At 31.3% G+C, this 22996-nt stretch carries 18 protein-coding genes; all 18 read right to left on the reverse strand.

Annotated elements, in window-relative coordinates; genetic code table 11:
- Nucleotides 1-16: 16 nt before the first annotated feature.
- The gene (locus N5B56_RS01120; RefSeq protein ID WP_260978122.1) at nucleotides 17-1216 is read right to left on the reverse strand and encodes a S1 RNA-binding domain-containing protein; all 1200 of its coding nucleotides are present in this window, start codon (nucleotides 1214-1216) and stop codon (nucleotides 17-19) included.
- A 199-nt stretch (nucleotides 1217-1415) separates the two neighbouring features.
- Nucleotides 1416-2336 carry a hypothetical protein gene (locus N5B56_RS01125; RefSeq protein WP_260978123.1) on the reverse strand — a complete coding sequence of 307 codons (921 nt, stop codon included), beginning with the start codon at nucleotides 2334-2336 and terminating at the stop codon, nucleotides 1416-1418.
- Nucleotides 2337-2413: 77 nt separating this feature from the next.
- Nucleotides 2414-7126: a SpaA isopeptide-forming pilin-related protein gene (locus N5B56_RS01130; RefSeq protein ID WP_260978124.1), complete on the reverse strand. Its 4713-nt coding sequence runs from the start codon at nucleotides 7124-7126 to the stop codon at nucleotides 2414-2416.
- 121 nt (nucleotides 7127-7247) lie between these two features.
- On the reverse strand, nucleotides 7248-8426 hold the full coding sequence (locus tag N5B56_RS01135) for a CAP domain-containing protein (protein ID WP_260978125.1): 1179 nt from the start codon (nucleotides 8424-8426) through the stop codon (nucleotides 7248-7250).
- 176 nt (nucleotides 8427-8602) lie between these two features.
- Nucleotides 8603-8842 (reverse strand): hypothetical protein, encoded by a 240-nt coding sequence (locus tag N5B56_RS01140; RefSeq protein WP_260978126.1) that lies wholly within the window; start codon nucleotides 8840-8842, stop codon nucleotides 8603-8605.
- A 136-nt stretch (nucleotides 8843-8978) separates the two neighbouring features.
- Nucleotides 8979-10238: a discoidin domain-containing protein gene (locus tag N5B56_RS01145; protein WP_260978127.1), complete on the reverse strand. Its 1260-nt coding sequence runs from the start codon at nucleotides 10236-10238 to the stop codon at nucleotides 8979-8981.
- 504 nt (nucleotides 10239-10742) lie between these two features.
- Nucleotides 10743-11390: a hydrolase gene (locus N5B56_RS01150; RefSeq protein WP_260978128.1), complete on the reverse strand. Its 648-nt coding sequence runs from the start codon at nucleotides 11388-11390 to the stop codon at nucleotides 10743-10745.
- A 163-nt stretch (nucleotides 11391-11553) separates the two neighbouring features.
- On the reverse strand, nucleotides 11554-11940 hold the full coding sequence (locus N5B56_RS01155; RefSeq protein WP_260978129.1) for a hypothetical protein: 387 nt from the start codon (nucleotides 11938-11940) through the stop codon (nucleotides 11554-11556).
- A gap of 8 nt (nucleotides 11941-11948) precedes the next feature.
- Nucleotides 11949-13421 (reverse strand): hypothetical protein, encoded by a 1473-nt coding sequence (locus tag N5B56_RS01160; RefSeq protein WP_260978130.1) that lies wholly within the window; start codon nucleotides 13419-13421, stop codon nucleotides 11949-11951.
- Nucleotides 13412-14905: a hypothetical protein gene (locus N5B56_RS01165; protein ID WP_260978131.1), complete on the reverse strand. Its 1494-nt coding sequence runs from the start codon at nucleotides 14903-14905 to the stop codon at nucleotides 13412-13414. The genes N5B56_RS01160 and N5B56_RS01165 overlap by 10 nt, the downstream gene beginning before the upstream one ends.
- A gap of 41 nt (nucleotides 14906-14946) precedes the next feature.
- Entirely contained in the window at nucleotides 14947-15123 is a 177-nt protein-coding gene (locus N5B56_RS01170; protein ID WP_260978132.1) for a hypothetical protein, read from the reverse strand.
- A 1-nt stretch (nucleotide 15124) separates the two neighbouring features.
- Nucleotides 15125-16270: a hypothetical protein gene (locus tag N5B56_RS01175; RefSeq protein WP_260978133.1), complete on the reverse strand. Its 1146-nt coding sequence runs from the start codon at nucleotides 16268-16270 to the stop codon at nucleotides 15125-15127.
- Between the two features lie 1604 nt (nucleotides 16271-17874).
- The gene (locus N5B56_RS01180; protein WP_260978134.1) at nucleotides 17875-18309 is read right to left on the reverse strand and encodes a hypothetical protein; all 435 of its coding nucleotides are present in this window, start codon (nucleotides 18307-18309) and stop codon (nucleotides 17875-17877) included.
- A 17-nt stretch (nucleotides 18310-18326) separates the two neighbouring features.
- Entirely contained in the window at nucleotides 18327-19481 is a 1155-nt protein-coding gene (locus tag N5B56_RS01185) for a YqaJ viral recombinase family nuclease (RefSeq protein WP_260978135.1), read from the reverse strand.
- 179 nt (nucleotides 19482-19660) lie between these two features.
- Nucleotides 19661-20296, reverse strand: coding sequence for a YidC/Oxa1 family membrane protein insertase (locus N5B56_RS01190; protein ID WP_260978136.1), 636 nt, complete (start codon nucleotides 20294-20296; stop codon nucleotides 19661-19663).
- 12 nt (nucleotides 20297-20308) lie between these two features.
- Nucleotides 20309-20821, reverse strand: coding sequence for a DUF1064 domain-containing protein (locus N5B56_RS01195; protein ID WP_260978137.1), 513 nt, complete (start codon nucleotides 20819-20821; stop codon nucleotides 20309-20311).
- A 74-nt stretch (nucleotides 20822-20895) separates the two neighbouring features.
- A complete protein-coding gene (locus tag N5B56_RS01200) occupies nucleotides 20896-22314 on the reverse strand; it encodes an Ig-like domain-containing protein (protein ID WP_260978138.1) in 1419 nt (472 codons plus the stop codon).
- Between the two features lie 46 nt (nucleotides 22315-22360).
- Nucleotides 22361-22996 carry a hypothetical protein gene (locus tag N5B56_RS01205; RefSeq protein WP_260978139.1) on the reverse strand — a complete coding sequence of 212 codons (636 nt, stop codon included), beginning with the start codon at nucleotides 22994-22996 and terminating at the stop codon, nucleotides 22361-22363.

Genomic DNA, 22996 nt, shown 5'->3' on the forward strand with positions numbered 1-22996 from the left:
TCTCCTGCGTTATCAATTACTTGCTGTAATTACCTGTCTGAATTACTCTTGTAATGATTCCCAACACTACATTGTTTTTAGGGTCTTTTCTCGTACATGCAAATGCAACTTTATCTTTCTTTAGCGGCAATGCTGAACCTGATACTGAATGTGCTATAGCATTCACTCCATTATTAAGGCATAAAAAGAATGTGCCATTATGTATGTCTGTAACTTCTCCAATGTACTTTCCTCTTCCGTTGCATTTTTCAAAGTTTTCTGCTGAAAGATTTGGAAGTAAAGCCTTAGCATTGGCTTCTATTGTAATTCCATTAAGCCATTCTTCGTTATGCTTGTTTCCTTCAGGATATTCAACCTTTTCGACTAAAACTAACAACTTTTCGCCTACATGATAGTGTTCTGTAGCGTCTGCAATCCACTGCCATGACATATTTCTAGCGTGTACTGACACTTCAACACCAAACACTTCAATTCTTACCTTTTTCTCTGCAACTCCTAAGATTCTTGCTTCTACTTTTCGTCCCGGATAGATTAATGCTCTGCCATCTGCATTAGGAGTAACATAATATTTTCTTTTCTTTTCTAACATTGCTGCTTTACGTGATGCGACAACTGATTTTGAGTTTTTATCCATTCCTGCAATTACAAAGTCAATCTCTGCACCGAGCATTCCGTTGGCAAGTTTAGCCTTTCTGATGTTGATGTCTTCATCAGTTTCGTTTTCATTACTGTTTACCAAAATTCCCATTTCGTTTAATGGGATAATAATTCTCTGTCCCATGTAGCTTGTTGTAACCACATCATATCCACCATCAAGTCTTTCAAGTGATTCAACTATTCCTGTTAATGGTTTCTTGTGCATGTAGGCATTTGTTAAGTCGTGCCATACTCCCTCTTCTTCTCTTCTTAAGTTTGACACAATTCTTTCATCCGGGTTAAGTGATAAAACAACATTACTGATTCTCATAGGTTCTTTATCTTCCTGCGCCTCATCAGTTGCTTTTTCTTCACCTGAATCTTCAGTTTTTTCAGAATCTTCAGTTTTTTCATCGTCTTCCTTGAAAATTGAAATCTCTGATATTTTCTTTTTTGCTTCTTCGGATTCTTCAACCTCTAATTCGGCTCCGAATTCGTCATCGTTTTCCAACTCTGACTTTGTTGCAGCATTAATTTCATCTGCAATGTGTTCGATGTTTTCTTCTTCAATTTTTGCCATGTTTCTTCTTTGACAGGACTTTTCCTGCCGCTCCTTTCTTAATTTTTGTTAAAAAAAATAGAGCCTTTAAGCTCTATTTTCCCTAACTTATTATATTTTTTAACAGAACATAGTATCTGTTTGTAATAATATACACCATAAAAAACGGCGTTTCAATAGCCCTTGTGGTGGCAAAAAACAGGCACATTTATTATTAAATTTAATGATAAGATGAATATATAGAATTTACATAAAATGTATGATATATATTTGACTTTTCCTTATATTTTACGGTTGAATCAATAACCGCACTAGGTCCAAGTGGTGCTGAGTATTCATACATATCAATTATCTTTCCATCTCCGTTACTAACAATACTTACAATATCTGCAGTATACATCTTAAATTGTGTATTGGTTATAGTATTTGTTATTGTTTTATTCTTTTTTGATTTATCTGCTTTTGATACTTTTATTTCATTTTTTTTATTTTCATATCGGCTTTCCTTAACTGTTCCGGTTATTTTGATGAAATTACCTTCAACATCATCTGCCTTAAAATAAAAGATGCATGTATCACCTGAAGGAAAACATACATTTTCTTTCATTAGTGAAGTGCTAGTGTTTCCCTCTTTTTTCTCATTTTCGATTATTTTCTTGTTATCTTCACTAGCATCTTTTGTAAGTTCTGTGAATTCAATTCCATCTACCTTCTTAATAGTTTCATTCGTCTGATAATTTTTATTTACTGTTACTACTTCCTCACTACTTGTTTCATTGTTCTTTGTTTCGTACTCATAATGACCGTCACCATACAAATAAATCTTAGATTCGTTTTCGTATGCTATGCCTACGGTTTCATTATCTGATGAACTTTTTGTTACACTTTCCTTATATCCGTCAGTAATTGCGGTAAATGATATGTTTAAATTATTTTTTGAGTTGTTCTTACAAACAGCAACTAGGTCATTTTTAAAAGTATAATACTTTACAGAAACACCACAATCATATTCTATTGTAGTCATTTCTTTTTCTCCTGCCAGTCCATAACTTTGAACATTAGTTTCGTATGTATAACCACAACCTGTAAGCAATGATGCTGTTGTGATTATCAATAATCCTGCACATATTATTTTCTTCATATATTCTCCTCTCATTGCAAATTACAAAGCAAAAGCCACCATCATAAGGTGACTTTGCTTTTATTCTTGTTTAATTTTTAATCCTGTTTAGATTTAGACTCTTCTTCCTCTTCAGAGTATTTTGTAATGTTTAATTTGTCTAATGCAATTAAAATTCCAATCACTCCGCATAAGATGAAAAGAATTGCTGATATTCCAATTTTAATTGAATATCCGGTTACAGGACTGTCATCGCCTATAATTGGAACTTTGTCAATTATTGTAGTTGGTTTTTTCTTATTCTTTATCTTACCTATGTTCGCTCTGAATACAGGAATATCATTTTTATTATAATCAAGTTTAACTTTATACTTTTTACTTGACTTAACATAGCCTTCAGGTGCTTTTGTTTCCTTGATTGTATAAATTCCTAATGGTATAGGGTTGGATGTTGCTATGCCTTCTCCATTAGAAGTCATCTTTGTAACTTTCTTACCTTTTTCATTATAAACCGTAAATTCTGCTCCTGCTAATACCTTCCCGGTTTTTTCATCAACCTTTGTTAATGAAATAGTACCTCTGATGGTATCATCATACATTGTTACTTTCTTGATTTCACCTGTTTCCAATACTTCAAATGGAACTGCTTCTGATACTGTATATCCTTTAGGTGCTGTTTCTTCAATAAGAGTGTACTTACCTACCGGAAGATACTGTATCTGATAGTTTTCGTTAGTTGTCGTCCATTCTGTTACCGTTTCGCCTGCTTCATTTACAATTTTTAGTTTGGCTCCAATAACAAGTTTACCTGTAGTTAAATCAACCTTAGAAATAAGAACTTTTGTGTAATCATCCTTCATTTCTACTTTCTGAATTGAATCAACATCTTCTACAGTAAACTTAGCATCTTCTGCTTTTACATATCCCTTATCTGTTGGTGCCATTGTTTCTCGCAATGTATATTCACCAATTGGAAGTCTTTCGATATAAAATGGTTCTGTTCCTGTTATCCATTCGTAAAGAACATTTCCATTACCATCAATTATCTGAAGTGTTGCACCAATGACTGGTTCACCCGTTGTCATGTCTACTTTACTAATCTGAACCTTACTTATATCGTCCTTCATTTCCACACGCTGAACCTTGCCTGTGTTATCAAGGGTAAATTCAATGTCATTTGCTGTTACATATCCATTTGCAACAAATTTTTCTGTTAAAGTGTATTTTTTACCTACCTCAAGTCCTTTAATTAAGTGTTCTTCTTTTTCAGTTACCCATTCATCAGCAATTCTCTTTTCGCCTTCATCATCATAATACCAAACCTGAAGTGTTGCTCCAATAACAGGCTCGCCATTAGTAATGTCGCTCTTTTTAATTGAAGTCTGGGTAATGTCATCATATACAACAAAACTTCTCTCTATCACCTTATCTTCCTGTGGTGCTTTGGTTGCTTCAATTTCAAACACGTCATCTGAAGTTACATATCCTTTAGGTGCTTTAATTTCCTTAAGATAATAGTTTGCGGCAGGACATTTTGATTTTTCTCCTAATGTCACCTTGCCGTCTTCTCCTGTTTCTCCCTGTTCAATCAATGTATCTTTTGGTACTACAACGTTTCCTTCGTAATCAAGAATATCATCAGCAGAATAAATTCCAAAAATTCCTCCTGCTAGAAGTTCTTTTGTATCTTTATCCTTTTTCGTTACCAATACGTTAACTTTCTGTCTTTCATTCTTAATTGACTGTTCATTTATTACAATCGGAACTGTCTGGTCTGCATATTCAATGTTTGCTTCATAGTCGGTTGTATCAAGTGTATATCCTTCCGGTGCTTCAATTTCATTGATTACATATTTACCAAGAGGTAAGTTTTCAACTTTTGCCCCATTCTTTGTTGTTACAACAGTATCTACAAGGTCTCCTTTTTTATATGCATATCCGTTATTATCTGCAGTCTTGATGTCTTCGGCAGCCTTAATTTCAAATTTAGCCCCGATAAGTGGTGTTTCCTCATATATGAATACGCCATCTTCAAACTTAGTAGGAGTCTTACCTGTTTTCTTAATATTAATTTCGCCTGTTGCTGCATCATCTGAGAACTCTAAAACAGTTATAGGGTCTAATGTCTGTGAATCTATTGTGTAATTCATGTCACTGCTTATCTTAAACGGTATCGCCTTGTCATTTATCACATATCCGTTAGGTGCTTTAGTTTCTTCAAGTCTGTATTCTCCAATAGGAAGTACATTTGGTAATGTTACTTCTCCGTTTTCATCCGTGAAAAATTCATCAACTGTTTCTGTGCTTGCAGCGACATCAGGATTACTTTCATCCTTAGTATAAACTATCTGTTCCACGTATTTATTATTTGTTACATCGAAGATTTTAAAGCCTGCTCCTGCAACCTTTACAACATTTCCTGTTTTACTGTCTTTTTTAACTATTTTAATTCTTGACTCAAATTCAGGGTCAGTCATTTCAACCTCGTATTTATCGCCACTAGCCTTAGTAATTTCAACAACCTTATTATCAGCTTTACGATAACCGTCAGGCACGCTTGTTTCTACAAGAATATATCTTCCTACTCTAAGAGGTTCACTCTTTCCAATACCATTTGCATCTGTTTTAAATGTAGTTACAGGTGTTTTTCCTTTAGTATCAAAGTTAAGATAATCTTCTCCATTATATTCATAAACTGAAAATCCTGCATTGGCTACCGGATTTGATGCTGAACTTAATTTTGAACTTGATTTCTTAATTACTTCAATTGGTGCTTTATACGGTGCATTCTCAACTGTTACTGACGCATATCCCTTAAGTATAGGGTTAGTTGCCATTCCGTCAGGAAGTACAGAAATCTTTTCAAGGTCTATTACATAGTCATTATCACTACTTTTTAAAACATGGTAATCATCGGTAGCGACTTCTCTTGCTACGTATGTTCCACCATAGAACAATGCAGGAAATACTATCTGTCCGTTACTGTCTGTTACATCTCTTGTAATAAGAGTATACTCATATTTAGGACCTGCTGAAGAATATCCTGTAATTGTTCTTCTGTAAAGTTCAAATTCTGCTCCCTTTATAGGTGTTTTTGTTTCTGAATCTACCTTATTTAAAGTAAGGTCTATTGAAAATGGGTCATTATATCTTGTGAATGTAAAATCTTTATTATCATCCGCAGCAGTTACGGTAAAATCCCAGTAACTTGACGGACCACCGCTGTAGTTTTTATATCCTTCAGGATAACCTTCCTCTACAATTCTGTAATTACCTACTGATGTTATTCCATCATATGTATAATATCCAATGTCCGTATCATTTCCGTGATAGCCGTTACCATTTGTATGTTCTGTAAGAACTCCTAATTTTTCATATCCTGTTGTTGCTCCTGTATACTTATAAATTGCAAAAGTAACTCCTGAGATAGATACTCCCGTAACACTATCAAGTTTTCTTACTGACGCTTTAGCAGTTATTGTTGGTACATTAACTACTGTTTTTTGAATTTTATCATTAGCCTTTGATAATGTAACTTCACTCTGCCAGTTATTTACATAGTAACCTGCAGGTGTGGAAGTTTCCACAATTAAAAACTTACCTGCATTTTTTCTTGTATATGTATATGTCTTACTTGTTGCATTACCACTTGCGTCTGTTGTAATTGTGTCGTTTGTAGAAACGTAAGTACTTCCATTCCATTCATATATTGTAAACTGCGCTCCTGCAATCGGATTTGCTGATGCAGTATTATCTACCTTATGAATGCTGATTGTACCTGACCATACATCATCTGTTACCTGATAATTGTCGTTAACGTTGAAAGTTTTTGTTTCGCCGTCGTTTACATCAATATTCATAATATAAACCGTATTATTAACTGATAATCCGTGAGGTGCGCTTATCTCTTTAATATAAACCGTATCTAATCTATCTGATGCAGTTTTTCTTAGATAAGTACTCGTAGCAACACCCTTTGAATTGGTCGTGAAGGTTGCATCCTTTCCATCCTTATCCTTCATTAGTTGCTTGCCCTCATTATCCTTATAAACTCCATAAGTAGCTCCTGACAAACTTATACCTGACACTGCACCGCCATTTGGACTTACTGCTGATTTAGTGAGTGTAAAGTTATAAAAAGCATCTTCAACAATGTCTTCACCACTTAAAAGAACCTGTCCTGAGTCAGTAGTCCATTTAACTATGTTGAAACTACTATTATAAGCTCTTTTTTGACCTTCGGATAAAATATCGCTACAAATGTTTTGTAATGAGCCTGTATTTGCACCTATTTTTCTAGCAACATAATTGACAGCGTTTTTAAATCCCTGAGTATTAATGTCGCTTGCCTTGAAATCTCCGCTAATCTTTTCGTCTGCTCTCTTTGCTCCCCATATGCAAAGCTGTGCAGCAGCCCTTGTTGTATCAGTTCTTCCATTATTATAGTAGAAATGTAATGCTGCTTTGTAATATTTGGCTGCATATGTTCCTGTAAGTTCAGATGAAACATATGTTGCTCCCTCACTGACAGGCGTTCCGGGGTCCATACAGAATACATTTGCGGTTGCACCATTTGCAGTAAGTCTTAATTTCTGCAATGAATGCGAACCAAAATAACTAAGAGAACTGTTTTTATCATAATCAATCAATGATGAATATGATAAAGTTGCCTTGACTCCGGTTTTGGCATATGGAAATTCAGCGGCACTTGATTTAACTGTAATGCCGGTAAAAATCATTGTAATTGCCAAAAACGCCGACAGTACCTTTAAACCATGGTTGTGAATTAACTTTCTAATTTTTCTTTTCATGGTAAATCCTCCTTTTAAAATATTTAAATAAAAAAGCAAACTCCGTCTAAGGAATTTGCTTTAATCAATCTTGCCTAAAATATACACAATTTATTTTATTTTTCAAGAGTTTTTTTATTTTTTATTTATATCCTGCATAATCACTATTATCATCACCCCTGTACATTGACTTTTTATAATTTTTAGCCTTAACATTTGTGCCTAAATAATAACCGTCAGTTGTAATGAGTTTTCCAATCCAATCATCATTTATTTTATCATTTATTTTATAAACGCCCGTTACATTACCAATAACGTATTCATAGTAAATATATCCGGCATTCTTATATCCAAACTTACTATATGTTACAGCACACATGCCAAGACAATCTCTTTCAACCTCACCCGGTAGCAAATCTCTATAATAACCATCTCCATATGCTAAATGGATTGGTTCATTTGAAGAATTGCAGTCGTCTCTTGAAATTCCTGCAACAACTGCTGCATGACCGTCAGAGTTCATAAACTTGTTCATAATGCCAAGCCAGCTTAAGTTTTCAAGACCAATACCAATGTTCTCATCTGAACAAATACCTGAATAAATGCGACCACATGAAAGTTTTGTGTAACCATATCCAAAAGCACTTCTGAATCCTGTTCCATCAGGTCTTACGTGGTGGTCAATTTTTCCATTTTTATGCTTTGGTGCATTTTCCATCTCCTTTGCTCTTACAATTGCTCCCTGTTCAAGAAAGTGATTCCATAAGTAAATTTTTACGTTTCTTTTCTTTTCCTTACGAATCATGTTTGTGTAAGCCCATGCATCATATCCAAACTCTACCTTTCCCGGTTTATGTTTCTTTGAATATTTTGTGGATGATGTGATTTTTACATTTTTACCGTCTACTTTTTTGTATGCCACTACCTTATAAGTATAGTTTAACTTTGTGCTATACTTTTTCTTTTTTGACATTGTATAATCTGCAAACTGTCTGTAGTTTAAGTCAATCTTAGCATAATCACTTTCTAGTACCTTACCAATGTAAATATATTTCTTTTTGCTACTTTTACCTCCGTTTTTACGATAAATCTTATATTCACTTGCATCTGTTACGCTGTTAAATTCAATTAATGCTGACTGAATTGCCCTGTAAACCGTAATGTCTCCTGAATCTAATGAAACAACCTCTGGAGTAATAGCTTTAACCTTACCACTCTCCATACGATTAATTCCATCGCAAACACTAAAAGTAAGTGTAAAAGCTGTAACCACTGCTGCTACTCTAATCATACAATCTTTTAATTTCTTTGAATTTCTCATGTTAAAACTCCTTTCCAAAATCTATTTTCTCGTTAACTTTATCTATTTTTCATTTACTATATCTTGTGTTTATTAGTCTTAAAACACTATATCTTGTCTTTGATATATTTATACCATTTTCTCAAATGATGCGTCAACGTAAATGATAATGGCTAAGTATTATTTTCTCAACTTTTCTATCTGTTTTGTTCAATTAATTTTTTTGCTCCAACATATATTAAAACTCCTAAAAAAACCATTAATAAAATAATAATAACTGGAAGTCCTATCTCCCATATTGAAGCCTTAACGCCATCCATTGAACCATTGTCGAATTTACCGATGTCTTTTATGTCAAAATTTTCGTAGCTGTAAGATACTTCTTCCTTCTTTTTTGCAATTTGATTTGCCAATAATTTTAAACCGATTAACTTCATTTTTTCCTCCCAATACATCTTTTTCGTTAATTTGTTAATTAATAACTACGTTACTATAACACAATTATCAAGCATAGTATAGTTTGGAATAAAAAACTGAGCCGTAACTAACGACTCAGCCTGAATTTTTATTATTTTATTGTACTGCCCCTCCGTAAACATAAAATTCCCACATTGAATATCCGTATTCCAACTTACGTTTAATTCCCTGAAACTTAATGTATCTTGCAGTAGTATTTTTGAAGTTTATTTTCTCAGTTTTTCCCTTGCCGTCTGATTTTGAGAAAAATTTTTTATAAGTTTCTCCGTCTTCTGATACTAAAATATCATAATCAGTAGCATATGCTTCTTCCCAGATGATTTTTATTTGGGATATATTGCATATTGTTCCTAAATCAACAATCATCCATGCATCATCACTGAAATTTGAAGACCATCTTGTTCCTTCATTATTGTCAATCGCATATCTTTCATCCATGCCGGATTCACTTCCTGATGAAGTTGCCGTAGCTGCTGCTGTTAGCAATACATAATTGTTTGATTTATTTTCAAAAACTTCATCAGTTTTATATGAAGAATATACTTCTAATTCATATATTGAACATCCATATTCTTCGTATTCTCTTTTTAAGCATTGAATTTTTACATATTTACATTTTGTAGCATGGAATTTTATTTTCTCAGTTCCGCCCTCTCCGTCTAATTTAGCATAAACTGTTTTCCATTCATTACCATCTATTGAGGTTTCAATTATGTAGTCTTTTGCGTAGGCAGTTTCCCAAACAATTTTTATTTTATCAATATTATATTTTTTACCTAAGTCAACCATCATCCACGGATTATCACCTTCCGCTTTATCGGAAGACCATCTCGTATTATCGTTTCCATCAACTGCTGCTGAAGCGTTCATAGAATCAACTTCAGAACTTGATTGAGCGGTATTCTTTTTATAAGCAAGATTTTCCGAATTAGATGTTTCATCTTCTGTTGCAATGTCTACTTTGGTTCTATCATATAGAGGCATCTCTTTTTCATCAAAATACATTGTCTGTCTCACAGTAACAGAGCCAGCTCCAATCAAGTAACCGTAAAATACTGTAGTACTTGCATCTATTGTTCCCTTGTCATAATCAATGTTATTAATTTTAATGTCTACGTGAGATATTGAATTCATTCTGTCACATATTCCCGTAACAAAATATTGTTCAAATTCTTTTTCCGAACCAAATTCATAATACTGCTCACTTTTTAAAGTATCTAGCGTACTTTCCATGGCTTCTTTGGTTGCCTGCGTCATTTCTTCCTTCTTGGAATCCTTTGTTATTATGGTATATGCTCCTGCTGCAGCAAGCGACAATATTAAAATTGTACAAAACGTCGTAATAATACTCCTCATTTTAAATCCTCTTTTCGAATATGATTTTTATAAAAGATAGCATATAAAAAACGGCGTTTCAATAGCCCTCAAAGTGGCATAAATGTGGCATTTTAACAAATTGAAAATAAATTTTAAATTTTTTGTTTTTATGTTGAAAAAGTTAGTATCAAGTTGATAATATGTAAGTGTAGTATTTTTCATACATACAGTATTTTTTTTCATTTAGTTTTAAAGGTGAATCTAAAATAATTGGATGCACCTCCTTTCTTTTAATTTTTAGAAGCCTGATTAACATTCAGGCTTCTTTTTAATTTTTCATAATTTAATCTGTTTTTACGTTGAAATAAATTATTTGAAAATGATATTATATACATGAAACAAAAAATTTTTCCTCAAAGTACTTTAAATCAATAAAAAAGCACGCATTTATTGATTAAAAGCAAAAAATACCCTACACGCTTCCATATTTGGAAACCTGCAGGGTATTTTATTTTTGTTCAATTACTAAATTCTACTGTCTTTCTATTTCTTTTCTACTTCTAAAATATGGGTAGCCTCCAAATCTGCTTCGTGAAGTGCCAATGTAAGCGGGTGTAATTCCATAGATTTTCCAACTTCATTCCACAATTCCTTTGGCTCAGTATAACCCATATGCCATCTGATAGCATATAATTCTTCATCTTCAAGTTTAATGTATTTTAAGATTCTGAATACTGATTTTTCGCCATGTCCCAGAGGTTCTTTATTATCTACAGTATAGTATGGTGCTTTTACCCACACATACTCGCCGTCTTTGTCTGTCAATGTTTTCTGATTGTTCTTCTTTGCTTCTTCAATATCTGCTTTTTCATAAGATTTTGAATTTTTATAGTCTATGGCATAAAAATCAATCTTACATAAATCGTGACATATCGCTGAAATTGCAAGATTTTCAGGCTTAATCTGTAATTTTTCAAATAAGCTCTTCCACATAGGATTTTCGTACTTAGCTGCAAGGCACTTGTAAACATTAATTGAATGTTCAGCGAGTCCTCCTTCATGCGAACCATGAAATTTTGTAGATGCAGGCGCAGTGTAAAAATCACTTGTTTCAAGGTATTTGATTAATTCTTCAATTCCTTCTCTCTTTGTTCCTCTAAGTATCTTTTCGATTGCTGTTTTAATATCCATTTGTATCATCCTTTCTTTATTTTATATAAATAAAAAAAGACTGACATCTGCCAAAAGAACTTCTTCGTGCTTTAGCATATATCAATCTTTAGTTTAAATATATATGATATTTTATTTTTGTCAATAAAAAAAGGTTAGCATATAGCCAACCTTTTTCTTCTTTCTATACTTCTTCTGTAAAAATATCAAACAAGGCACTTAAAATTTTTAATGCATAATCACCATTTTCATAGCTTATACTATTTGCCTCGTTTAATACTTTTTCAAATTTACTTTCTTTTTCTTTTTCATTCCCCTGTAATTCACATACATAGAAATTTTCATATTTTTTATAGAACTCAACACATTTTTTTAGCACTTCCATTACCTTACTTGTGTCATTATCTCCAAAATCATGTACGGCGATAAAAAAGTTGTTTAGCTGTTTATCGTCTTTTACTTTATCTTTTACATGATTATGTAAGTCAAAATTACCATTAGTAACTAATGCAGCACTATTAAATATCAGTCCTATCATTTTCTTGTTGTATGATTTCTTTTCTTCTGTCATAAATAAAATCATCTCCATTCATATTCAGCAATTACCTTTTTATCGAAGATAATATATGCTTTATTTTGAGTTGCTGAAATGTTTAATGTAATAATACCTCTCTTTATGAAACGATATATCTGTGTACATATGGTTGCTTTATCGCATACGTCTAAAAACACTTCTGCGTTATCAATTGGATATGACAAATCATCCTCTGTCATAAAGGGTTCATTATCAACATTTGCAAATGTTTCGTCATAAGAACGGTAACTACCTTCAAAATAAGAATAACCATTATCTTTTCCGTTTGCTGAATCCTTACCTTTTTGATACTGAGAACGTGTCTTTTTGTTAAAATCAACAACACTCCTAATGTCTAAAAAGCATCTTTTAGTCCATTCATCATATGTAAGTTCGTATTCTCCATTAATCGCATTAGAAAGCAATTTTTCAATGTCATACGGAGTATTAGCAGCTTTTATTATGAACCATTTGCAAAGAATTTCGCTTGTTAGTGAACTGTTTCTGGCTCTAATTTTATTAATTTTCTTGAATAATTTGTCTCCAATTATCTTAGTCAACAACATGTCCGTTCTATTTATATTGTCTGTATTGCTGATTTTGTTATTTTTACAATACAGTCTATAATTTCTTAATTCTTTAATGTCTTCTGAAAAATTTAAAAACTGCAAAGGTGTCTGTAGAATTTCGTCTGCCGCATTGTTATCATCTAATTTTTTAGATAGCTGAAGATTGACTTCACTAACAATGCTTTTTATTTCCTTGTTTACCCATGTTGAATTTGTTTTCAAAAGCAAAGGAATTAATTCATCCAAAACAATGCTGATAAATTTATACAATTCCCTGTATTTAAAAGCATATTTTATTCTTTCTATTTTCTCAGTTTTTATAAGGCTGTAGCAGACCAATTTTACATAATCAATTGATACATTATCCTTTGAATTATATGAACAAGCAAAATCGTTGATATAATCACTTATGTCAATTTTTGATTCAATTTGCTTTCTTAAAGTTCTATAGTCTGTCAAATCAGTAATATCGCACCATCGTATAAAATCTACTTTTTCAATATTGCAAGAATTTACCATGTTGAATATATCTGCTTTATCAAAAGATATACTATCAGCAAAATCGTTTTCCATAGTTACCAAAATTCTATATAAATTATTGTCTTCCTCATTATAAATCATCTTTGATACGCAATATGAAAAAGTTGATTTTTTTGAAATGATTTTTCCGCATTCCTTACATTCTACATAATTAAAATTTGAGCTGTATGTTGATGTAGTTTTATTGATGAATCTACTATCATTTTCCTCATCATATTCTATGATTTCATCACAACCATTACAATATGCAAAATCGAGATGATAATTATTCATATAAGACAAATGAAAATAAGAATTTCCTTTTTCCAAAGCAATCATTTGCTGCCTTAATTCTTCTTTCATCTCTTCTATAACATTTGTTAAATCCAATCTTCGTTCGCTCCTTCCTTTAAAATTATTCCATCTTTAGTTTTTATGACCATTTCTCCAACATCATTTTTATATACGCTCAAAATCCCTTCTTTTGTTAGAAATTCCAAATTACTTATATTAACAGCTTCTTTTTGACACTCAGCATAAAGTTGTTCTTCCGTATAGTCGTGAATGTTAAACATCATATTTGTTTTCTGATTGTAATATGAATACCAAGAATAAAAGCCATTTTTATATATGTTATTTTGATTTATATAATACAAATCTTCAATTTTAACATTACCTTCATTCATTAACTTAAAACCTAATTCCATAATATTTAAAATATTACTTGGCAATAAGCGTGACTTTAAGCACCAATATAAAAATAACTTAACCGTTTTTTCTTTTTCTACAGGTGAATATTTCATAATGTTCTTTGCCTTATTATTAAAAGACTCCTGAAATGAAGTTTTTTTATTTGTAATAATCTTTACATATTCAGCAAGACTTCCTTCATATTCACTTTTATTCTGGATTCCATCTTTAACTGCTTTGGTCCAATATACAACGTCATCTATATTATTACATTTTTCTACAAGTTCTTTTGGAATCTTCAAAAACTCATCATATGTCTTTGCTTTAGAATTTGTTACATTCATCAGAGGTTTTATGTATTTACTGTAACTGTCTAATTTGCTGATGCTTTCAAAAAGTTTAAAGAAAATATTTTTAAACACAGCTTCCTTTTTGAATAATTCTGCAAAAAAAGGACGCTCCTTGAAAAGTAAATAAAGCATTGTTTTTATTATACTAATTACTTCCAATTCATCTTCTATTTCTAAACAGTGATAAGATAAATCCATATCCATGTTGTTCTTTTTTAAATATTCTTTTACAAGTTCTTCTATGTCATTTCCAAAATCTTCACAATGGTGAAAATCCAAATAGTATTGAAGTAATAATAATTCCGGTATGAACTTATATTTTCCCATTTCATGGCATCCGTAGACATCATTATTACTTTGAGAAGGGAAAAAATCTGCAAGAACCAAACTGTCTATTCCTTTAATTGTCTTCTTTTCAGTAATTTCAAAAGGTTTGCCCTGCATTTCGATAATTGCTGCCGTATTTGAATCCTTGTCGTAACCTATTGTCTTGTATAGATATACTGAATTATTAAATGAACTAAAATATCTTCGTTCGTTAGCAAGTTTATTTCCACAAACAGGACATTGAATAGGAGTCGAACTGTAATAACTGTAATAATCATCATCTTGTTTAAAAGATTTTGTATCTTCCTTCTCAAAATATTTAATTGTATTACACTTACTACAACACATTACTGCTCTTTTTTCATATAACTGTCTATTTCTTCCTTCAAAACAAATATAATCATTATTTGTATCTCTTTCGGCTGTTTTTAAATTTATACTTTTATTTATCAGTCTCTTAGCCTGATGATATAAATTTTCTCCAATATTTTTGTCATATTTAGCCATTCTGTTCTCCTTTCTTAATAAAAAAGAGGGGAAAATCCCCTCTATTTTGTGCTGTATATCGAGTTCTTAGTCTCGATAATAACAACTCCACCATGCTTGCAATAATTAATCACAGGGGAAGTAAGTAACCACTCTCCACAGCACAAAACTTTTGCATTTTTTCCTATTTCAAGTGTGCTTAAGTCAACTCCTGTTATTTTCTTTCTTACTTTATTCATTTTAGTCAACCTTTCGCATATAATCATAATCCTTAAAATTCATAAGAATGCATCTTGCAATTTTTTCCTGATAATCAAGAAGTGTACGCTCTGACATTCTCTTGTTTGATTCAGTTTTTAAAATATCTACGATATGATTAAGACCAATAGTATACACCATTAAGGCGTTAGCCTTTTTACTACCAAAAATCTCGTAGTAATGCTCCGCTGCTTTTCTTGCTGCTTTTAATGGAAGTTCAACTTTTTTAGCCATATTGATAATACAATCTTCCGGATAATTAATCTCAATGTCCTTTAGTTTTTCAATATCTTCAAATGCTGCTTTGAATCCTGAAAAAGCCATGTTCATATTTGATTTAAAATCCATAACGCTTGCCTTGCCTTTATGATTTAATTTTATTGCTCCATTTAAAGCCAATGATGTGTTTTTTGCCTGAATCATATAGTTTACATTAGCTCCACATACGGCAACATCTGAAGTCTGAAATACCAAACAAGTCTTAATATCTTTCTCATCTATTTCCAAATCCATACTCTTAAAGAGTTTTGCATAATGTTCGCAAATTTCTTTGTCGTGTATGTCCCAGATAGCCGAACAAATGTAATGTGACCAAGAACCTCTGACGAAAGTACAGTTATCTTTATATGAAGATATTTCCTGTCTTGCCGCTCTCAAAAGATTTGGAACAGCTAACTCGGCATAGTCATGTTCATCACCACTATGAACAGCCCTGATTTTTCCTGTATCAATTCTTATTTTTGAATCACCTTTTCGTGTTTGTACACAGTAATTCAATATTTCAGCCAATTCCTTCTTGCTAACCTTGCTAAGAGCTGGACCGCTTATGCCTGCTCTCGGAAACAAAGTTGACAATGTAGATAATCCTACGCAGTACTGAGTACCGATAAGATTTAATACCAATCCGGTGTTTTTATCTGTATCTTGTAATAATTTTGCATCTTCAAAATCGTCACAAACATCTGTTGTAGCCTCAGCCATAATACTGTTAGTTGGTATAACTATCCATTCTGCATTTTTTTCAACTGCATTTGCAAATTCTGATAATTCCTCAAATGAGTCAAACTTCTTTTCATAATCGTCTTTCATTGCTTCTTGAAGCAAAATCTGTAAGTTACTATTTTCCATAGTATGTCTCCTTTCTTTTATAAACGCAAAAAGAGACACCTAATGGTATCTCTTTTTACTAATGATATGGGGGTATGTAAAATAAAGACTGATGTCTCTTATCATTAAGTGCTTTAAGCATTCATCAATCTTTGTATAAAATATATATTATAATTTAGTTTTGTCAATAATTAATTTAGATTTTTAATGCAAAAAAACCACCTTCAGTACAAATGTACTTATGGTGGTTTTTTACTGAATTGTTATTATGATTTGTTAATTGTCTAATTAATAATCTACATTTACAATTATAAAGCCTACTAAAGTAGATATTTATTTTTTTCTTAAACGTTCAAAATCGTTATAAAATGGCTCCGTCTACAACAGTAGATATTTATTCTTTTCTTAAACACTAATCAGCAAATTAAAAGACGACGAGTCTACAAAAGTAGATATTCTTTCTTTACTTAAACCTTTTATTAATCATATTTTTAATTTTAATGTCTACAAAAGTAGATATTTTTTCTTTACTTAAACTCCCCTTCGATTGTTTTCGTTATGTAAATCTACAACAGTAGATATTTATTTTTTTCTTAAACTTTTATATATATAAACAATAACCAAAGTCTACAACAGTAGATATTTATTTTTTTCTTAAACATAAAAGTTTTAGACATTACCGATGATGTCTACAACAGTAGATATTTATTTTTTTCTTAAACTAATGACGGACCTTAATATTTCTAAAGTCTACAACAGTAGATATTTATTTTTTTCTTAAACTGCAAGAATGGGAGATTTACATATCGTGTCTACAAAAGTAGATATTTATTTTTTTCTTAAACTTTATATGAACGATATATACGCAAAGTGTCTACAAAAGTAGATATTTATTTTTTATTTAAACTTAACTATTATGGTTCTGTTAGTTGGTCTACAAAAGTAGATATTTATTTTTTTTCTTAAACTGAAAAATAAAACAATATGTTGTATAAGTCTACAACAGTAGATATTTATTTTTTTTCTTAAACTAATGACGGACCTTAATATTTCTAAAGTCTACAACAGTAGATATTTATTTTTTTCTTAAACAATCCCAACAGAGCTACACGCAAAGCTGTCTACAAAAGTAGATATTCTTTCTTTACTTAAACCATTTTATACCAATTAACGAAAATAGTGTCTACAAAAGTAGATATTTATTTTTTTCTTAAACTAAGTTGTAACTATGGATACGGTTAGGTCTACGACAGTAGATATTTATTTTTTATTTAAACTTAACTATTATGGTTCTGTTAGTTGGTCTACAATAGTAGATATTCATTTTTTTCTTAAACAATACACATTTTCCAGTTTCCTGTTTCAGTCTACAACAGTAGATATTTATTCTTTTCTTAAACATTTAATGGCTCATTGGAATTAATAGGGTCTACAACAGTAGATATTTATTTTTTTCTTAAACGAACTAATCAGCAAATTAAAAGACGAAGTCTACAAAAGTAGATATTTGTTTTAATATTTACACCCTTTCAAGGATTTCAATTTCATTTTGTATTATACAATATTACATAGTTTTTGTCACCATATTTTAAATCAGGCAAGAAAATCCTTGCCTGATTTAAAAACTATTTAGTTTTATTTTTTCTTAGTGGTAAAAAAGAAGCTGCTTTTATTATATTTTCATATTCAGGTGATATTTTTTTACACATATCAATAACCCTGCACATACACTTAATACTTTCACTTCTTGTATCTTTACCTCTTAAAAATACACAGTAATATGTTAATTCATCTAAAAATAAGACACTTTCTTTTTGATGCCTAGCCATGTTTGCTTTAAAACACTTTCCACAAGGAATGACTTTGTGTAAATTGCAATCGGCTAATTTGTTCCATAAAGTCATGTTATTTTGAAGCAACACATTACTGTTGTTTGCAATCGTTTTATTAATGTTATGTAGGTAGATTCTGCTTTTCTGAATGTCTGTAATTTGTTTGTCAAGTAAATATGCCTTGTTACATTTGACGCATTTACTTTCTCTTATGCTTTCATATGTCATACACTTAACCTGTCAATTTAATCATTGCCCTTTCTGACATATTTAGGTTTAAAAATATTACATTCAGAAGTTGTTAAATATCCCTTACCAACTAATTCATCATATAATTCTTTATCTACAATTTGCATTTTTTCTAACGATTCTTTGTTAATTGATGTTCTACATCTTTTAGAATATTTAATCTGACAGTTTTTTTCAGCATTATCGTTTAAAATTATTAAACCTTCACTAACATTAGTTTTAGTTTCGATAAAAGCCTGAATTTTTTTCATCTGACTTTCATATTCCATTCTTTTCTTTTCGTATTTACTTTTTTCCTTCGAATATTCAAAATATTTGTCAACTAACTCTTCAAGAGTATATTCTTCATCACCGTTTTCAACTGTATCATCTCCATCTAGTTCAAGATTGTTTATTTTGCTTGCATTTCTGAGACGATTTCTGACGGATTTTAAAATCATATCTCCATCTTCTGTATAAACAGGCTCAATTCTTTTTTCAACATTATTTTGCCAAAAATTACGTCCTGCCTCTATTATTTCTGCCTCAATATCCAAATCCCTGTCTACTCTCCTGATAAACAATGAATTTTCATTATTATCAAATAAGCAGCATATAATTACACCTGACACATTACATACTGCACAGTATGAACGTGTCTGTAACTGATACGTATAAGGAACTGCCGGAGAAAACTCCGTTCCCCATTTATCCTTATTGTTGAATGCAGTAGTTTTGATTTCAAGTATGTATGTTCTCATATTTCCATCTCTGTCGGGTATGTCTACGAAATAGTCAACATCCGCTAACATCCAATAGTATTTAGGATGTCTGAACATTTTTCGAACTGCGTATGGCTGAATTCCAGTTTTTTTATAAAAAATCATGGCTACGACCTCTTCAAGTCTGTGACCAATTTCTTTTGCAGCCCAGTTATCTTCTTCACCTTCAGGTAGTCTTTCTTTTAATCCAACTTTATCTAAGTATAAATCTTTGGTTGTGTTAAACGGACTTAATCCATATAATACTCCATAATCAGAGCCACCGATTCCGGTTCTTCTCTTTTCCAACCATTCATCATTTGATAATTTTTCAATGTCTTCCACAAATACATCCGGCTTGTAATCTAAATCCATCTCCAATCCATTTGCAGCTTTATATATATTGCTCATTTTGTCTCCTTTCTAAACAAAAAGACACCATTATTGGTGCCTGTAAAAATTTAATCATGTATGTAATAAAAAAGACTGATGTCTGCTTGTTAATTTTCGCATGTGCCTTAAGCATTACATCAATCTTTTCTTAGAATATATAATAAAATTTATTTTTGTCAATAAAGAATTTTCTAACCTCATTCATTTTTTATTTTCTCAGCTTTTTCCAACTGTTTCTGTTCTATAAATTTTCTGTATTTTTCAGGATTTTTAAATAACTGCTTTTGAATAATCTTATCACAAATTCCATATAACTTATTCAATATTTGTTTTTTAGCAAAGCTGATTACACTTCTTGTAATCCAATAAACAGATATTCCCGTAGGCAAAATAAATGACCAATATGTAAACATAAATGTATATATAATTGGTAAAATTATTGCTGCGTTAATTTTCTTTTTTTCAATAACATAATCTGCAATATTTTTCACAATTTCCAATATCATCACAATAACCGGAATGTAAATGTACGCAGTATTAATCTTAGTTAAATCTCTTGGTGGATTAACTATCGCATTAACTAAACTTTCATCAATTCCAATTAATGAAGGCAAATGCTTGATTCCCTCATATACACCGCCTAAGCAGGTAATTGAAATCAATATATATAATATGGTTAAAAATACACCTGCTGCTTTAATTTTCTTTGCAGACACGCTTTTAACAAGCATATAATGATTTATATAATATGAAATTGCAGAATATATAAACGATAAAATCTGCATTGCAATTGTGATAAGTATTATTATGATAATAGATTCTATTAAATACATAACTTCTCCATTTTAAACTTCTTTAATCTTAATGCCGTGAATGTATAGCATAAGTTTTCTTTTTATAATGTATTCCTTAGTTTTAACACCTTTAGTATCTTCAACAACTAAGTTATCATTTTCTTCATAAACAAAATCTGCTATGTAATTTACGGCTCTTTCATTTTCTTGCTTTGGAATGAGAACATATTTTACCTGCCTTTGCAAATTTTTTATTCTTCCGCTTTTTTCTAATATCTTTAGTTCCTGATAACGGTTTGCTTCTTTTAATGAATCAAACATTATTCCGTCAACCATTACCTTTTGATTTCTGTATTTATTTGAACTTTTATGCGTATCTGATAAAGTACAGTGATAATAGTCTGTCAGAGTTTTTAAATACCATTTTGAAGGAATGTTTACGCCCTCTTCCCATTGTTTTATCTTAATTTCAGGTATTCCCGTATCTTTTGATACTTGTTGTAAAGATATGTTGTGTTGAACTCTAAAATCATGTAAAAACTCTCCATTACTACATAATACCATATGTTTATTTTCCTTTCTTATAAGATTACCGACACCATTAAGGTGTCGGCATATATACAAGGAGAAAAATTTGTCTATTTAACTTTAACAGTTCTCCATTTACTCTTATTTCCATATTTGTCAGTAACCATAACCTTGATTTTCTGACCTTTTTTTAGTCTAGTCTTTAATTTAACCTTAAAGATTCCAAAATTACTTGATTTAGCAAAACGATACACATTACCAACCTTTACGGTTATTGTTGCTTTCTTCTTACTACATGAACCTTTTATGTATCTTAATCCTTTACGGCATGTCGTTAATTTTGGTCGGGCAATTAAATGACCTGCAACTTTAAATTCCTTAAGGTCACTCTTATTTCCTGCTTCATCCTGAAGATATACCTTTACAGCATCACCAACCTTTAGGAATTCGCCAACATATATTTCAAAATGTCCGTTAGATGCAACAGTTCCTTCGTATTTCTTTCCATTTACTTCAACAAAAACTCTTGCATTTTCCTCTCCTGTACCAGTGATTTTTGTTGTTCCTGCTCTTTTTGAGTCTACTTCAGGTACTTTTGGTGGTATATTATCAGCATTTCCTATTGTGTATGATAAATTAGTTACTGAATATGCCCCAGGATTTAGTTCCCTTAAAGAATTTGAACTTGTTTTATAATCGCCTGTAATTCTAAAGTAGTAAGTTCCTGCGGGTACAATAACTGAGTTTGAATATGTCTGTCCGTAAATGCCAAATGTCTGTACAGTTGCCATAACTGTATTCCCGTCAGCGCTATAAAGAGTAACGCCTGCAGACCTTGCCTTTATGTTTCCTTCAAAATCATTTTCCTGCATAAAATCAATGTTTATTTTTGACTCTTTTTTTACTGAAAACATATACCACTGATTTCTAGTTGTTGCACTTAATGTTCCCTTAACAACTGTTCTTTCGGGAATTGAAACAGCATTTGATAATAAATCACCACCTGTAGGATAAGAACGAACAATTTCCTTTGCATAAACTCTTAATTTTGTTGTTCCACTCTGAGTATTGGCAGTGTCATCATCTTCTCTGCTCATATAAATATTGTAGTTGCCTGGTTCCAATACAAGGTAGCGATGTGATACTGAATATGTAGAAAGCGTAGATGATGTAACATTGTCACAGTTGACAGGTGTTCCATTATAATCAACTCTCATATTTACATAGCCTTCCTTATTCATAAGAACCTGCTTACCCATATCAGACATTGCATCAATTCTTACATAACTTGTCTTTGTTAATGAAAAGGAATACATTTTTGTCAGCTCGGCAGGCAACCAACTAATTGTTGTGTAATCTCCCGTTCCTTCTTTTGGGACATTGGTAATGTCATTTACATAAATAGGGTTAACATTTCCTACTCCTTCTGCAATCTGAGCGGCATAAACATCACATTCAAGTGAAAATGAAAACGCACCCGTGATTGCAAGTGCTGCTGCAACAAAAGTTGCAATTAATTTTTTTTTCATGGATAAATCCTCCTAAACCTTAAAATTCAACTTAGTCAATATTATTTTACTTTAATACAAAACTGATTATTAATGGGATAGCGTACAGAGCTAGTGGAATTATAAGTGAAACTAATATGTCTTTTTCACTTAAATCCTGCCAGTTCTGATTGTTTGTATATTTTTCTACATCTTCCTGCAGGTGAGAATTGAGAAATGCATACATTTCGAGAAATTCTTCCTTATCATATGCAAAAAAATTGATTACAAACACTTTTCTGTCCTGTTTTTCATCATCTATACTGAAAAATGAGTCCGATTCTTCATTTAACCAGATTTGTATTGCACTTTTTCCTTTAGTTGTTATCTCCATAATTCTTGTAACATCACTTAATACAAACTGAATATGTTCATATGTTCCGTTATTAATCTGATAACATTCCATTGTCTTATCTGTCACCTCAATAAAACAATCATCTAATTTTAATTTCTTCTCTTCAAATTTTTTGTAATTAAGTACTCCATAGATTACATTTATAATTTCTATCGCAATCATTATGAATATTACTACACTCTTGCAAAGTAAGAAGTAAATGCAAAATGACGCAACAATTAAAAGTACATTTAAAATTGAAAAATACATGTATTCTTCTGCCATGTCTATTATTTTGAAGGTATCTTCTTTTCTCGGTAATATTTTCAT

It is taken from the genome of Eubacterium album, assembly GCF_025336545.1.
GTDB classification, from domain to species: Bacteria; Bacillota; Clostridia; order Lachnospirales; family Lachnospiraceae; genus Eubacterium_U; species Eubacterium_U album.